The organism is Roseomonas aeriglobus, from assembly GCA_016937575.1.
Classification (GTDB): domain Bacteria; phylum Pseudomonadota; class Alphaproteobacteria; order Sphingomonadales; family Sphingomonadaceae; genus Sphingomonas; species Sphingomonas aerigloba.
On sequence record JAFHKN010000002.1, the window covers coordinates 1,401,286 to 1,414,812 of the forward strand.

Below are 13,527 nucleotides of genomic sequence, written 5' to 3' on the forward strand. Positions count from 1 at the left end.
CCCCGCAGCGGCGTTTCCCGGTCACGGGGGCCAATCAGATCAGACCGTTCGCACGGTGCCGCCGTCGATGATGAATTCCGCCCCGTGAATGGCCGCCGCGCGGTCTGAGGCGAGATAGGCGATCAGGTCGGCGACTTCTGAAGGCTCGGCCGCGCGACCGATCGGAATGCCGCCCAGGCCATCCATGACCGACTGCCGCGCCTGCTCGATCGTCCCGCCCTGCGCTTGCAGCAAGCGTGCAAGGAAGTCCGCCGTAGCTTCGGTATTGATCCAGCCGGGCGAAACCGCGTTCACGCGAACACCCTTTGGGCCAAGCTCCTTGGAAAGCGCCTTGCTGTAGGTGCGCAGTGCGGCCTTGGCGGCGGCATAGGCGGTGGTCGATTCCGGCAGCGGCAGGATCGCCTGGATCGACGTGACGTGCACGATGGTTCCGCGACCGCGCGCGATCATCTGCGGCGCGAGCAGCCGATCGAGTCGCACCGTCGCCAACAGGTTGAGGTTCAGTTCGGCCAGCCAATGCTCATCCGTCAGGGCAGCGAAGCCTCCGCCGGGCGACGACGAACCACCGACGACATGCGCCAGCACGTCGACCCCGCCCATGCGATCGAGCGCTGCACGCGCAAATGCTTCGCTCCCCGCCGGCGTCGTCAGATCGGCCTGGACCAACGTCACGTCGTCGAGCGGCGCGGCATCCCCGCGCGCGGCGGTGATGACCTGAGCGCCAGCGTCGCGGAACCGCTCGACGGTCGCGCGCCCCAATCCTTTGGTGCCGCCGCTGACCAGGACGCGCTTGCCAGCGAATTCGCGGGGATCGACGGTAACGCTCACAGCGTGATCTCCAGCGTCGTGATGGCATCGTTTTCGATCACGAAGTCGTAGGTGAAGCGCAGCGGGCTGCCGGGAAAGTCGCCATGTGATGGGCCGGCGAGGACGATATGATCGGCCTGCCGCCGCACGCTGTCGGGCGTGAAAATTGCCTTCACGGGGAGCACCTCGTCCTCGAACAGCGCTCGAATTCTGGGCGCGCCTGCGAAGCGCTTTCCGTTGTCCTTCACGACCGCATTCTCGGCGAAGGGCCGCATCATCGCGTCCACATCCAGACGAGCGTTCGCCGCGACGAAATCGGCGATGGGTTTGGGAAGTTCGATCGACATTGCTCAACTCCTTGACGGGATGCTGCAAAGCTAGCGATACCGATCGTCCCTGATAATCGGGGAAAACCATGATGAGGCGTTGCGAAAAGTGGGACAATGGCGACCCCTGGCTTGATCGAGTTCGACGCGGTGCTGTCCATTGCGCGGCTCGGATCATTTCGCGCCGCTGCGCTGGAGCTGGGACTATCGACCACGGCACTCAGCAATCTGATCGGAAAGCTCGAACGGCGTTTGGGCGTTCGGCTGTTCAACCGGACGACTCGGAGTGTCTCGCTGACCGACGCGGGGCGGACTTTCGTAGATCAGGCGGGGCCGGCGGTACGGATGTTGCACGACGCGGTGGAGGCCGCCAGCGCGCAGCAGGAAGCACCATCGGGGACGCTTCGGATCAACGCCTTCGCAACGGGCGCTCGCGAAATCCTGCGCCCCCTGCTTCTCGCCTTCTTGCGCCGATATCCGCAGGTTCATGTCGACCTGGTGACCGAGGGGCGCGTCGTCGACATCGTGGCGGCCGGTTTCGACCTCGGTCTGCGGAGCGCCGACCTTGTGCCGAGCGACATGATCGCCGTCCCGATCGGCCCGCCGCGGCGGTTCGCGGTGGTGGCGACACCCGATTATGTCACCGCACACGGAACGCCCCGCGTGCCGCCGGATCTGCTGCAGCACCCGTGCTTGCGCATCCGCCTGCCGAACGGCGCGCTGCACCGCTGGGCGTTCGAAAAGGATGGCCAGCCAGTGCAGATCGACGTCAGCGGGCCGATGACGCTCGACGAAGCAAGCCTGGCACGCATCACGGTGCTCGATCACATCGGCGTCGGCTACTTCATGGAATCGGACGTTCGCGAGGATATCGACGCTGGCCGTCTCGTACGGTTGCTAGCGGACTGGACGCCGCCTTTATCGCCGCTGTGCCTCTACTATCCCAACCGCCGAAACCCCTCCGCCGCATTCCGGGCGCTGATCGAGATGGCGAGGGCGGCGAAACGATAGGAAGCGGTTATCGATACTGCGAGACGCCTGCATAGGCATCCGACACAGAGCGCGCGCAACAAACGAGCCAAATTCTTTCTCGATCTGGCCCGCCACTTGGGGCGTCGATGTGCGACTGAAACAAGTCAAAGCGCTGCGTGACGCAACATGTGATGGCGGCGTGACCAACTGGGCCGGCGCAGTTCGAGCCTGGCAAGCCTTGGATGCGAAGCATCAGAGTGCCGCGTCACTCACGCCCGAGCGACCGGTAATGATCGACGGGGTCGCCGGGATCACTTCGGAGGTGTCGGCATCACTGTGCTGGCGAGAAGATGAGTGTTGGAACGGTGGTCGCGATCAGCTGCCCGGCGCTGATAATCCTGCCGATTGTCGGATTCGTGTTGGCGGGCTGATCGCGGTGCCGGTCGGCGGAGGCTGAGGTTTAGCGATCGGCTTCGCCATCTTCGTGACGATCCTTGGGTTCAGCGGATATGCTCTAATTCAATTGCATCGCCGCAGTTGAAGATCGCCATAGCGGACGCTTTGTCGACCGAGCTTACAAGGCTTGGTGACCGCCCTCTTCGATGGCTACCGCATGTTCGTGGACGCGAAGCCGACATAGGCTTGCTAATCTTTTGTCTCAGCACAGCCGCTCACCCGTCCCATTGCTGATGCAACTTCGCGTTCTGCTTGCTGGAAGCCATAATCTGGGATGATCGCGTTCGTACTAGCCGTTACGTCCGACCAGCGGGCGGCGACCTCCTCCCCAGCACTGGGAGCCCCCCCGATGTGAATGCCACTGGTCAGGGTAACAGTCGCAGCGGCGAAATGACCGGCACCGGCGCAAAGGATCGCGCGGGTCGGAGCGTCATCGCCGACCAACGCGAGCAGGCCGGGGCTGACGAGCGCTGGGTCGAGAAACCGCAGGCTATCGTCCGTCAGCACGCCGTGGGTCATTTGCGTGGCTGCAGTCGGGGCAAGACTGTTCACGCGAATACCGTACTTCTCCCCTTCGATCGCCAGTGTCTGCATCAGGCCGACAAGCGCCATCTTTGCAGCACCATAGTTCGCCTGACCGAAGTTGCCGTACAGGCCCGAGGACGACGTCGTCATAACAATGCGGCCGTAGCGGCGTTCGCGCATTGGTTCCCACACCGCCTTCGAACAGATCGCGGCGCCCATCAGGTGGACGTCCACGACCTGGCGGAAGTCGTCCATCGTCATCTTGGCGAAGCTCTTGTCGCGGAGGATCCCGGCATTGTTGATGAGGATGTCGACTTGGCCGAACCGGGTCAGTACCTGATCGATCATCGCGTCGACGGCGGCTTCGTCAGTTACCGATCCGCCGACGGCAAGCGCGGTGCCGCCGGCCGCGGTGATTTCGTCCGCGACCGTCGCTGCATTCGCTTCCGACACGTCGTTGACGATCACTGTCGCGCCCTGCCCGGCGAGATAGAGCGAATGGCAGCGGCCGAGGCCCCCACCGGCGCCAGTGACGATAGCGACGCGGTTTGCGAGCTTCATGGACGATCCTCTTCTGTAAGCTTCCGCCGTAACTTACATGCCGCGAAGTTCACTATCAAGAGAGTGAAGAAACCGTCAGCCGTTGTTTTTGCAGATCTGCCGAAAGCCGGCGGCCATGAAAGAGGCCATGCGCTCTTTCACCGCCACGAAGTCATCTGACTTGCACAGGCCATGGGACAATTTGTCGATGCGACCGGTGCGCGCGAGCGTCAGCATCAGAGCTCCGGTGACAAAGTGATAGCCCCAGAAGATGTCTGCCTCCGCGCAGTCGGGCAGCGCCTTCTTCAGCAGGTCAATCAGGCGAAGCACGACCGGGTCGAAATGCTCGTCCATCAGTTCGGCTCCCCATTCAGGGGTGTTGGCGACTTGCGCGCCGAGCGCGGCATAGTTCTTCCAGCCCTCACCACCCTCGATATAGAGGTCGAGATCGGTGTCGAGGAACGCGCGCAACGCGCCTTCGACCGTGGGTTTGCCGGCGCACGCTGCTTCATACGCGTCGAGTGCCTGCATCCGGCGCTCGCTTGTCACGACTGCGCGGCGCGAGAAGACCGCGTCGAACAGCGTCGTTTTGTCGGAGAAATAATAGTTCAGTAGCGTGTGGTGAACGCCGACGCGTTTGGCGACGTCCTTTAAAGTGACGCCGTGCAGCCCGTGTTTCGAAAACAGATATTCCGCCGCGTCGAGGATCTGCTCCATCGTTTCGGCACGTTGTTCGGCCTTTTTCGAGCGGCGGGGGGCTTTGACATTCTCTTGCACGCTAACATCTGTCGGGTGCGACAGCACGGTCGTCAAGCCGCACCGAATTCGGCACGCAGCCGAAGCTTGTCGATCTTGCCGGTCGGCGCGAGCGGCATGGCGGGCAAGCGGACGACGGCGTCCGGGATCCACCAGGAGGCCACGCGGCCCTTCAGCGCGCCGAGCAGGTCGCTGTCGGTGACCCGATCCTCGCGCAATTCGACAAGCAAGATCGGGCGCTCGCCCCATTTGAGGTCGCTGCGGCCGATGACCGCGGCGAGCGAGACTTGCGGCAAAGCGCCGACGACGGCTTCGATCTCGGCGGGGTTTATCCATTCGCCGCCCGACTTGATCAGATCCTTGGCCCGGCCCGTGATCGTCAGATTGCCCGCCGCGTCGATCCGCGCGAGATCGCCAGTCGTGAACCAGCCATCGGCATCGCAGGCGCTGTCGGCTTGCCCGAAATAGCGATCGACCACCGCCGCGCCGCGCACGCGCAGATGGCCGTCGCCGTCGCGTTGGTTGGGCAGGGGGGTCCCGTCGGCGTCGGTCAGTAACAGGTCGACGCCGATCGCGGGCTTGCCAGAATGGGCGGCCGAGCGATCGGCGTCGCCGGGGCGCGCAACGGTGCCGGAGGGGGAAAGTTCGGTCATTCCCCAGCTAGTCTGCACCTCGACGCCCAGCCGGGCTTCCAACCGCTCCATCAACGCTGGCGGCAAGGGCGCACCGCCGACGATTACGCGCTTGAGCGACGGCAGCTCGCCTCCCGTCGCTTCGAGATGTTCGACCAGACCGAGCCACACGGTCGGTACGCCGACAGCGACGGTCACCCGTTCCTGCGCGATCAATCGTGCCAGGCTCGCGCCGTCGGTCTTGCGGCCGGGCAGCACCAGCGTCGCGCCTGCGGCAGGTGCCGCGAACGGCAGGCCCCAGGCGTTGGCATGGAACATCGGCACGACCGCCAGCACCGTGTCAGCGGCCGAGATCGCCATCGTATCGACCTGCAACAGCCGCAGCGTGTGCAGGAAGCTCGATCGGTGGGTGTAGGTGACGCCCTTCGGCGCGCCGGTAGTTCCGGAGGTGAAGCACAGGCCTGAGGGCGCCGTCTCCGCGAACCGACCCCAGGCGACGCCGCAACCGGCCGATGCCATCAGCGAGTCGAGCGTCACGATCCGCGCCCGTGCGGCGATGGCGGGATCGGGCGTGCCGTCGATCACGAGAATATGACTGATAACCGGCGTCTGTTCGGAAATCGCGGCGGCCAGCGGCAGCAGGTCGGCGCTGACGATCAACACCGATGCTTCCGACTGCCGGACCATCGCCCCCAGTTGATCGGCGGTCAGGCGCGGATTGAGCGTGTGGCACACCGCGCCCATACCCATCGTGCCATACCACGCTTCGACATGCGCCGCGCTGTTCCAAGCGAGGGTCGCGACCCGAGCGCCGGTGGTGACGCCCAGGCTGGCCAGCACGGCGGAGACGGTGCGGGCACGATCCTCCAGCGCGGCATAGCCGATGCGCGTCGTGTCGCCGCTGTCGGTCGCGGTCACGACCTCTACCTCAGGGTGCCATTTCGCGGCGTGGCACAGAAACCGGTCGAGCGTCAGCTCATAGTCCTGCATGCTTCCGTCGATCATTTGCAGCCTGCCGTCTTGGCGAGCACCGGCGAAGCGAGGCCGGCGTTGAAGCCCCAAGGCTGGTTGCCCGCCGCGCGTCGGCGGCACATGGCGGCTTCGTGCAGCGCGAACATGCCGGGCATCAGTTTGCGCCGCGGCTCGGGCTTTGCGACGAACGCCATATAGTTGCCGTCCTTGCCATAGGCCTGCCAATCTGCCTGTCCCGACGCGATCGGCGTGCCGGTCTTGGCGAACGACGTCCAATAGCCGAGCATTGCGTCCGACAGCCGCCGCTCGGCCAGCGTGTCGGGGACCTTTGGCCACATCGGCGGGGTCTTGTCGGCGGTGCCGAACACGAACGGGATTTCGGAGGCGTGAAAGGCGTGCAGGCCGTTATCGTCCGCCGCCGGATAGCCATGGTCGAACAGATAGAGATAACCGCGCTGGCCGATCGCAGTCTGGCCGATCGCCAAGCGCTGCGAGGTCCAGCCGTACAGCGCATCACGCGCGGTCGCGAGCATCGATTCGCCGATATGGCTTGCCGGGTAGAGGGTAAGGAACGGGTCGGCGAGGTCGCCATAGCGCGCGCGGATCGTCGCCTCATACGCCGCGGCGTCGGCGGGCGCGGGGGGCAGAAGAACGCGCATCGACCGCACTTCGCCCGCGTTGAACCCGGCGATCAGCGGCACCGGCGCCTGCTCGCCGCGGTCCCAGGTATCGACCAACTGGCGGGTCAGCAGCTTGCCGTCGATCGTGCCCCAGGGAACATAGCCCTTGGCGAGCGCCGTCGAGGCGAGCTTCGTCGCGTCCATCGCGCGCAGGTCGGCCAGAGTGGTCGCGCCCAGCATCGTGGCGATAGTCGTGCCGGTCGTCTCGGCCGACGGCGTGCCGTGCGCGGCGGTCTTCAGCTCGGGCGTCGAGACCATATAGGCGCTTTGAGCGATGCCCTTGGCAAACAGCCCACGCGCCGCGGGGCTGGCCATCAGGTGCATGACGCTCAGGCCGCCCGCGGACTCGCCAGCGATGGTAACGTTGGCCGGATCGCCGCCGAACGCCGCGATGTTGCGCTTGACCCATTCGAGCGCCGCGATCTGGTCGCGCAGGCCGTAATTGCCCGATGTCCCTTCTGCACTCTCGGCGCTAAGTTCGGGATGGGCAAGATAGCCGAGGATGCCCAGGCGATAGTTGATCGACACGACGATCATGCCGGTGCCGGCCATCCTGGCGGCGTCGTACATCTGTTCGTGGCTGTAGCCCGACACCAAAGCCCCGCCGTGAATCCAAACGAGCACCGGCAGCTTCTGCACATCCTTCGGCGCCCAGACGTTGAGCGTCAGGCAGTCCTCGCCCATCTGCTGCGGCGGGTTGGTGTAGATGCCCAGATTGCGCTCGCGCGGCTGGACACAGGCCTGGCCGAAGCGCTTGGCCTGGCGCACGCCATCCCACGCCGGCAGCGCGACTGGCGGTTTCCATCGTAGCGGGCCGACTGGTGGCTGGGCATAGGGAATGCCGCGGAAGATGGTGAGGCCGTTCTCGGTCGTGCCCTCCAGCGTGCCGGCGGGCGCCGTCACGGTCTGCGCGAGGGCAGGGGCGGCACCAGCGAGCAGCGCCGCGGCGATCAGGATTTTCATGCGCGAACCTCGCGGCCGAGCCGCCGTGCGAGTGTGACGAACAAGGCGATGGCGATCAGGTAGAAAGGCGTCAGCGTGTAGAGTGCGGACTGGAGGTAGAGCGCGCTGCCGTGCGCCTTGAACCAGTCGCTGGCGAAGCCGACCCAGGTCGGCCCCAGGCCAAGGCCGATGAAGTTCATGACGAGCAGCAGTAGCGCGCCCGACAGCACCCGCTGGTCGGGCCGCACCTCCTCCTGCACCAACGCGACCGAGGCGGAGAGGTAGAAATAGTTGAACACCATCACAACCGTCAGCAGCGCCAGCGCGAGCGGCCAGCCGGGTGCCCAGACGAAGGCGATGTAGAAGGGCATGGCGATGGCGAGGCTGGTGGCGGGCGCGATGGCGTAGCCGGCGCGCGACGTGCGCGTCATCCAGTCGATGATTCGTCCCGACAAGATCATGCCGCCGGCCATGCCAACGACCAGCACCAGCGCGTACCAGACGGCGACTTCTCTCAGGACCATGCCCTTGTCGCGCATCAGAAACAGAACCGCGAAATTGCCCAGGCCATAGGTGACAAACTGCGTCGCGCCACTGCCGAGCGCCGCGAGCATCAGCGTCGGATTGGAAAAGAACATTCTGAGCGTCGGCCAGAACTTTGCCCTGTCTGTCGCAGCGCCACGGACGACGTCGAACGTGCCGCGGGCCGGCTCGCGAATGAACAGCCAGACGCACAGGGCGGTGACAATCCCGATCGCCCCCACGACGATGAACGGCATGCGCCAGCCAAACCGCTCTGCGATCGCCGCGCCGAAGGCGACCCCCGCGGCGGCGCCGATCGCCGGTCCCATGTTGAAGATGCCGAACGCGGCACCGCGGCGCCCCGGCGGATAGGTGTCGGTGATGATCGCATAGGACGGTGGCACGCCGCCCGCCTCGCCGACGCCGACCAGCATTCGCGCGACCACCAGTTGGGCGTAGCTGCTGGCGATGCCGCAGGCGACCGTCGCTCCGCTCCAGATCGCGCACGCCAGCGACAGCACGCCGACACGGTTGGTCTTGTCCGCCAGATAGCCGACCGGGATCGCAATGAAGCAATAGAACATCGCGAAGTAGAGCCCGCCGATCAGCCCCAGCTGCCCGTCGGTTATCAACAGCGCGTCCTGGATCGGCTTGGCGAGAATGCCGATCAACTGCCGATCCAGAAAATTGAGGACATAGACGAAAGTGAGCACCGCCAGCACGACGCCGGGGCGTCGGGCCGGGGCGGACGTGGTGGCGATGCTTGTCATCGGATCAGATCCCGTAGCCGAGGCGGATGCCCACGGTGCGCGGACGCAGCGTGCCGAAGCGGCTGATCAAGAACGCCTCCGGGTGGATGTAGGTGATCGAGTGATCATCGAAGACATTTTCGACATAGGCCTGTGCGGAGATCGGCCCGCGCGTGATCCCGAAGCTGATGTTGGTGTTCACATATTCGTCGGTCTTGCCGAACGTCACGAGACGCAGGTTCGGGTTGCCCGGCGTGTTCGGGAACGAACTGTTGTATGAACCGACATATTGCGCGTTGACCGCTAGCGTGCCCTTGGTCGTGTCACCCAAGTCGAAGCCGATCGAAGTGAACAGCGCGCCCTGGAGACGCGGCGCGGACAGCCGGTGACCGAGCACCGCGCCCGATATCGCCGCTTCCGCCGCGGTCAGTTTGGTGATCTTGGAATCGTTGTATGCGGCGTTCAGACCGATGAAGACGTCCTTCGCAGGGATGACGCCGAACTCGACTTCGAAGCCCTTGCTGCGCGCGCCGCCGATGTTGGTGGCAAACTGCACCGAATCGGACACGCGATTGGCCTGTGCCTGGATGTTGTTCCAGTCGATCAGATAGGCTGCGGCGTTGATCGTGACGAGGCCGTTCACGAACCGCCCCTTCGCGCCGATTTCATAGCTCTTCAGATCGTCCGATGATGCGCCGTTCGGGATGACGATATCGTTGGCCCCCGGCACCGTGCTGGCGCGGCCGGCGGCGGCGTTGACGATCGGTGCGCGGAAGCCGGTGGCGAAGGTCGCATAGGTAGTGACCGCCTCGGTAGGCTTGAAAGACGCGCTAGCCTTCCAAGACGGCTTGGTGCCGGTCGCTTTCACGCCCGTCACCGGCTGGTACGGCGTGAAGTTCACGAAATTGCCGGGCAGGCCGAATAGTGCGAGCGTATAGTAGTTGAAGCCGCGGGCATCCGTCGCGACATAGCCGCCGGCTTCGGTAAACGCCTGCGCCGACGTGCCGCCGTAGCGCATCCCGCCGGTCAGCCAGAACTTCGGCGAGAAGCGATAGGTCAGTTCACCGAACCCGGCGAGTTCCTCGCTGATCGAATAGGTGTAGAGCTTCTGGAAATACTGATCGGGCAAGCCGGTAAGGCTGCGCGCGGCCAGAAACTGCGGGTTCGAACGGTACAGGAAATCGACGTCGCGGCGGCGATTTAGGGTCAGGACCCATTGATGTGGGAGGCGCGATCTGATTCAGGCTCCGTGAGGAGAGAGTGGATGAGCGACCTGTACTGGCTGACGGATGAGCAGATGGCGCGTCTGCAACCGTTCTTTCCCAAGAGCCATGGCAAGCCTCGGGTCGATGATCGGCGGGTGCTCAGCGGCATCATTTTCGTCAATCGCAACGGGCTACGCTGGTGTGATGCACCGAAGGACTATGGGCCGCACAAGACGCTCTACAATCGCTGGAAGCGGTGGAGCGAGAGGGGTATTTTCCTGCGAATGATGGAAGGTCTCGCGGCAGCGGAGGCCGTGCCGAAGACCGTCATGATCGACGCGACCTACCTGAAGGCACACCGCACGGCATCGAGTCTGCGGGTAAAAAAGGGGATCTCGGCCGTCTGATCGGCCGCACGAAAGGCGGCATGAACACCAAACTGCACGCCGTCAGCGATGCGGACGGGCGGCCCTTGAGCTTCTTCATGACCGCCGGGCAGGTCAGCGACTACACCGGCGCGGCAGCCTTGCTCGACGATCTGCCGAAAGCACAGTGGCTGCTTGGCGACCGTGGTTATGATGCCGATTGGTTCAGAGACGCCCTGGAAGCCAAAGGCATCCAGCCCTGCATCCCGGGCCGCAGATCGCGCAACGAGCCGGTCAGATACGACAAGCGCCGCTACCGGCGCCGCAGCCGCATCGAGATCATGTTCGGCCGTCTGAAGGATTGGCGCCGCGTCGCAACTCGCTACGACCGCTGCCCAACCGTCTTCTTCTCTGCCGTCGCCCTCGCGGCCACCGTCATCTTCTGGCTATGACCAATGAGTCCTGACCCTAGATAGAAGCCGCCGACCACGAATTCGAAATTGCCACCCAGCGACGAGGCGAGCCGAGCTTCCTGCACGAACACCTTATCGAAACCGTTGGCGTCGAGGCCAAAAGCGATCGGTGCGCCGGGGAAGGCGGCTTGCCGCGGAAATGTACCTGCCAGATCTACCCAGAAACGCTGATCGAACTTCGAGTAGGTCGACGACGACGTCAGCTTGGCGAAATCGAAGTCATAGTCGATCGTCGCGTTCAGCACGGTCTGCTTGCCGGTAAACCGGTCGGGCTGATCCGAAATCCGCTTCTCCCGGCCCAGTGACGGGCTGGTCAGCGACGAGTCCTTCGGGTCGCTGTTTTCGTAGGAGGCGAGCAGGCGGATCGACAGCCGCTCAGTCGGCTTGAACAGCGCTATGATGCGCCCACCATAATCGATCAGCGTGTTTGAATTCTTCACGCCGGTCCCGACATTGTCGAGATAGCCTTCCTCGTTGCGATAGAAGCCGACCGCACGGATCGCGAGCTTGTCGCTGACGATCGGCACGTTGATCATCGAGTTGTACCGCTGGCGGAAGCTGTCCTTCCCCGTCAGCCCCAGGTCGACAAGCGCCGAGCGGTCGAAGTCGTTCAGGTCCGGGCTCTTGGTCAGGATGCGCATCGCGCCCGACAGCGAGCCCGATCCGAACAACGTGCCCTGCGGCCCGCGCAGGAATTCCACACGCTCGACATCGAACAGGTTGGGGTCGACAACGGTGGTGTTGCCGATGGTCGAGACCGGCAGTTCGTCGATATAGACCGCGACCGAGCTCTGCAGATTGGCGTTATAGCCGTTCGTCGCGATGCCGCGGGCGGTGAAGTTGTTGAAATTCTGCGTCGGGCGGTTGAGCACCACGCCCGGCGTTTCGCGGGCGATGCCTTCAAATCCGACGATGCCCTTTTGCGTCAGCTCTTCCTGGTTGAACGCGGTGATGCTGATCGGCACGTCCTGGATGCGCTCGGCGCGGCGGGTGGCGGTGACGATGACGTCGCCCGAGCCCGGCGTTTCGTCCGTCGACTCCTGTCCGACCAGCGGCAGCGTGCCAGAAGTGGTCGGCGTGGCGGGGGCCACGACGGTCTGCGCCGCCGCGCCGCTCGCGCCCAGAATGATCGCAACGACGCACGTCGATGCCAGGTGCAGTGCCCGCATGCTTCCTCTCCCACTCGTGGCCGATGATTAGACTCGGCCTATTGAGCGTGAAGATGACCAACCGCCATCAACCTGTCAACATTCACTATCTCGTGCGTGAATATTCCAGAAGGAAGTATTTGTTGCCTTACGGTCTGCCTTGCTGCCCGAGTAGGTTCCGAGCACCGGGGGCCACTGCCATCTCTCGCGCGGCATTCTTCGTATCCTCGATAGCTTCCGGCTCGCGAACAGACGCTTCGTCGAGTTGATAGCCGCGTCCACGGCGCTGCGAACCAGACCCGCCACGTCGCTCGGTGGCAGGGTCTGGTGTCGGCATTAGGACGAGCCATTCGGACCCTACGTATAGGTCGATCGATCGACCGGATGCTCCGTCATCGCTGGCGTTCGGGCAGCCGGCGATGCTGCTAAACTCATTCACGATTCCACGTGTGCCTCGGCTGCGGGCGTGCTGCACGGCTTTGGCGTACACAGGCTTCCGTTCGTGCGGAGGCAGCACGACAGCATTCGATCAAGGGTCGTGCACCGACGGTATGCTGCCCGCCAAAGGACTTTCTGATTTTGCCATTGTTTTCCTATCTTCCGATCGTTTTTTGGCAAAACTTGCGGGCGGCAGGCAGGGCTCAGGTTCAGCACCTCCGCTGCCGACATTAATGAGTGGCAAAAGGTGGGGAGCCAAAAAGAGGCCGCGAACGACCACAAGTGGGTTTATCCCCCTATGAGGCGCACGTAATTGCCACCTGAGGGGCGCTTACTGTGTCCGCAGCCAATAGCCGACACCCGGCTCATTGATCAGCCATGTTGGCTGTGCCGGGTTTGGTTCCAATTTCTGACGTAAGGCGCGCACGACAATTCGCAGATAGTCGATGTCGTCCTCGTGCGCTGCGCCCCAGACCGACCGGAGGATTGCGCGGTGGCCGACGACGCGGTCGGGCTTGCGGGCCAGTTCGGACAGGACGTCATATTCCTTCGGCGTCAGGTGGACGTCGATGCCGCCGCGGGTCACCCGGCGCAGGTTGGTGTCGATCGTCACGTCGCCGAAGCGGATTGGGCCCGCTATCGTTGCGGGTTGGCGGTGCCGTAGCACCGTTCGGACGCGGGCGAGGAGTTCGTCGGTGTCGAACGGCTTGGTGACGTAGTCGTCGGCGCCCAGATCTAGCGCTGCGACCTTTTCGTCGGTGGCTTCGCGAGCGGACACGACAATGATCGCAGCGCCGGTCTTCAAAGCCTGTATCAGTTCCAGCCCATCACGATCGGGCAGGCCGAGGTCGAGCAGCACGACCTGCGGCTTGCGCGCGGTGGCGACTGACAGGCCTTCGCGCGCGGTCGCCGCCTCGATCACGTCATGCCCGCCGCGAACTAGCGCGCCGCGCAGCAGGCGGCGGATGTGGAGGTCGTCCTCGACGACCAAGATTGTGCACGCCGCAGCGGTCATGGAT

General features: G+C 64.2%; 11 protein-coding genes. 2 read left to right on the forward strand and 9 right to left on the reverse strand.

Annotation, left to right across the window (positions count from 1 at the left end; genetic code table 11):
* Positions 1–39: 39 nt before the first annotated feature.
* On the reverse strand, positions 40–1,224 hold the full coding sequence (locus JW805_07145) for an SDR family oxidoreductase (GenBank protein MBN2971789.1): 1,185 nt from the start codon (positions 1,222–1,224) through the stop codon (positions 40–42).
* A 26-nt stretch (positions 1,225–1,250) separates the two neighbouring features.
* Between JW805_07145 and JW805_07150 the strand changes: the two genes are divergently transcribed.
* Complete coding sequence (locus tag JW805_07150; protein ID MBN2971790.1) at positions 1,251–2,144, forward strand: LysR family transcriptional regulator; 894 nt, start codon at positions 1,251–1,253, stop codon at positions 2,142–2,144.
* 606 nt (positions 2,145–2,750) lie between these two features.
* Here the strand turns inward: JW805_07150 and JW805_07155 are convergent.
* The 6 genes from JW805_07155 to JW805_07180 all read right to left on the reverse strand — a co-directional run bounded on the left by JW805_07155 (position 2,751) and on the right by JW805_07180 (position 10,119).
* The gene (locus JW805_07155; GenBank protein ID MBN2971791.1) at positions 2,751–3,647 is read right to left on the reverse strand and encodes an SDR family NAD(P)-dependent oxidoreductase; all 897 of its coding nucleotides are present in this window, start codon (positions 3,645–3,647) and stop codon (positions 2,751–2,753) included.
* Between the two features lie 75 nt (positions 3,648–3,722).
* A complete protein-coding gene (locus tag JW805_07160; GenBank protein MBN2971792.1) occupies positions 3,723–4,343 on the reverse strand; it encodes a TetR family transcriptional regulator in 621 nt (206 codons plus the stop codon).
* Positions 4,344–4,435: 92 nt separating this feature from the next.
* Entirely contained in the window at positions 4,436–6,019 is a 1,584-nt protein-coding gene (locus tag JW805_07165; protein MBN2971793.1) for an AMP-binding protein, read from the reverse strand.
* Positions 6,016–7,629 (reverse strand): carboxylesterase family protein, encoded by a 1,614-nt coding sequence (locus tag JW805_07170; GenBank protein MBN2971794.1) that lies wholly within the window; start codon positions 7,627–7,629, stop codon positions 6,016–6,018. The genes JW805_07165 and JW805_07170 overlap by 4 nt, the downstream gene beginning before the upstream one ends.
* Positions 7,626–8,852 (reverse strand): MFS transporter, encoded by a 1,227-nt coding sequence (locus JW805_07175; GenBank protein ID MBN2971795.1) that lies wholly within the window; start codon positions 8,850–8,852, stop codon positions 7,626–7,628. The genes JW805_07170 and JW805_07175 overlap by 4 nt, the downstream gene beginning before the upstream one ends.
* A gap of 52 nt (positions 8,853–8,904) precedes the next feature.
* Complete coding sequence (locus JW805_07180) at positions 8,905–10,119, reverse strand: TonB-dependent receptor (GenBank protein MBN2971796.1); 1,215 nt, start codon at positions 10,117–10,119, stop codon at positions 8,905–8,907.
* Between the two features lie 24 nt (positions 10,120–10,143).
* On the opposite strand from JW805_07180, the gene JW805_07185 reads away from it, so the two are divergent.
* A protein-coding gene (locus JW805_07185) for an IS5 family transposase (GenBank protein MBN2971797.1) occupies positions 10,144–10,901 on the forward strand; the annotation gives its coding sequence in 2 pieces (ribosomal slippage) (positions 10,144–10,465 and positions 10,465–10,901; 759 coding nt in all).
* Here JW805_07185 and JW805_07190 read toward each other — a convergent pair.
* Positions 10,832–12,091 (reverse strand): TonB-dependent receptor, encoded by a 1,260-nt coding sequence (locus JW805_07190; protein ID MBN2971798.1) that lies wholly within the window; start codon positions 12,089–12,091, stop codon positions 10,832–10,834. The two genes, JW805_07185 and JW805_07190, sit on opposite strands and share 70 nt — an antisense overlap.
* Positions 12,092–12,839: 748 nt before the next feature.
* On the reverse strand, positions 12,840–13,523 hold the full coding sequence (locus JW805_07195; protein MBN2971799.1) for a response regulator transcription factor: 684 nt from the start codon (positions 13,521–13,523) through the stop codon (positions 12,840–12,842).
* Positions 13,524–13,527: the final 4 nt, after the last annotated feature.

Bases quoted from the DNA above. Each gene is read 5' to 3' on its own strand.
- JW805_07145 (MBN2971789.1), bottom strand. From the start codon at position 1,224: ATGGTTTTCCCCGATTATCAGGGACGATCGGTATCGCTAGCTTTGCAG.
- JW805_07150 (MBN2971790.1), top strand. From the start codon at position 1,251: ATGGCGACCCCTGGCTTGATCGAGTTCGACGCGGTGCTGTCCATTGCG.
- JW805_07155 (MBN2971791.1), bottom strand. From the start codon at position 3,647: ATGAAGCTCGCAAACCGCGTCGCTATCGTCACTGGCGCCGGTGGGGGC.
- JW805_07160 (MBN2971792.1), bottom strand. From the start codon at position 4,343: ATGGAGCAGATCCTCGACGCGGCGGAATATCTGTTTTCGAAACACGGG.
- JW805_07165 (MBN2971793.1), bottom strand. From the start codon at position 6,019: ATGATCGACGGAAGCATGCAGGACTATGAGCTGACGCTCGACCGGTTT.
- JW805_07170 (MBN2971794.1), bottom strand. From the start codon at position 7,629: ATGAAAATCCTGATCGCCGCGGCGCTGCTCGCTGGTGCCGCCCCTGCC.
- JW805_07190 (MBN2971798.1), bottom strand. From the start codon at position 12,091: ATGCGGGCACTGCACCTGGCATCGACGTGCGTCGTTGCGATCATTCTG.
- JW805_07195 (MBN2971799.1), bottom strand. From the start codon at position 13,523: ATGACCGCTGCGGCGTGCACAATCTTGGTCGTCGAGGACGACCTCCAC.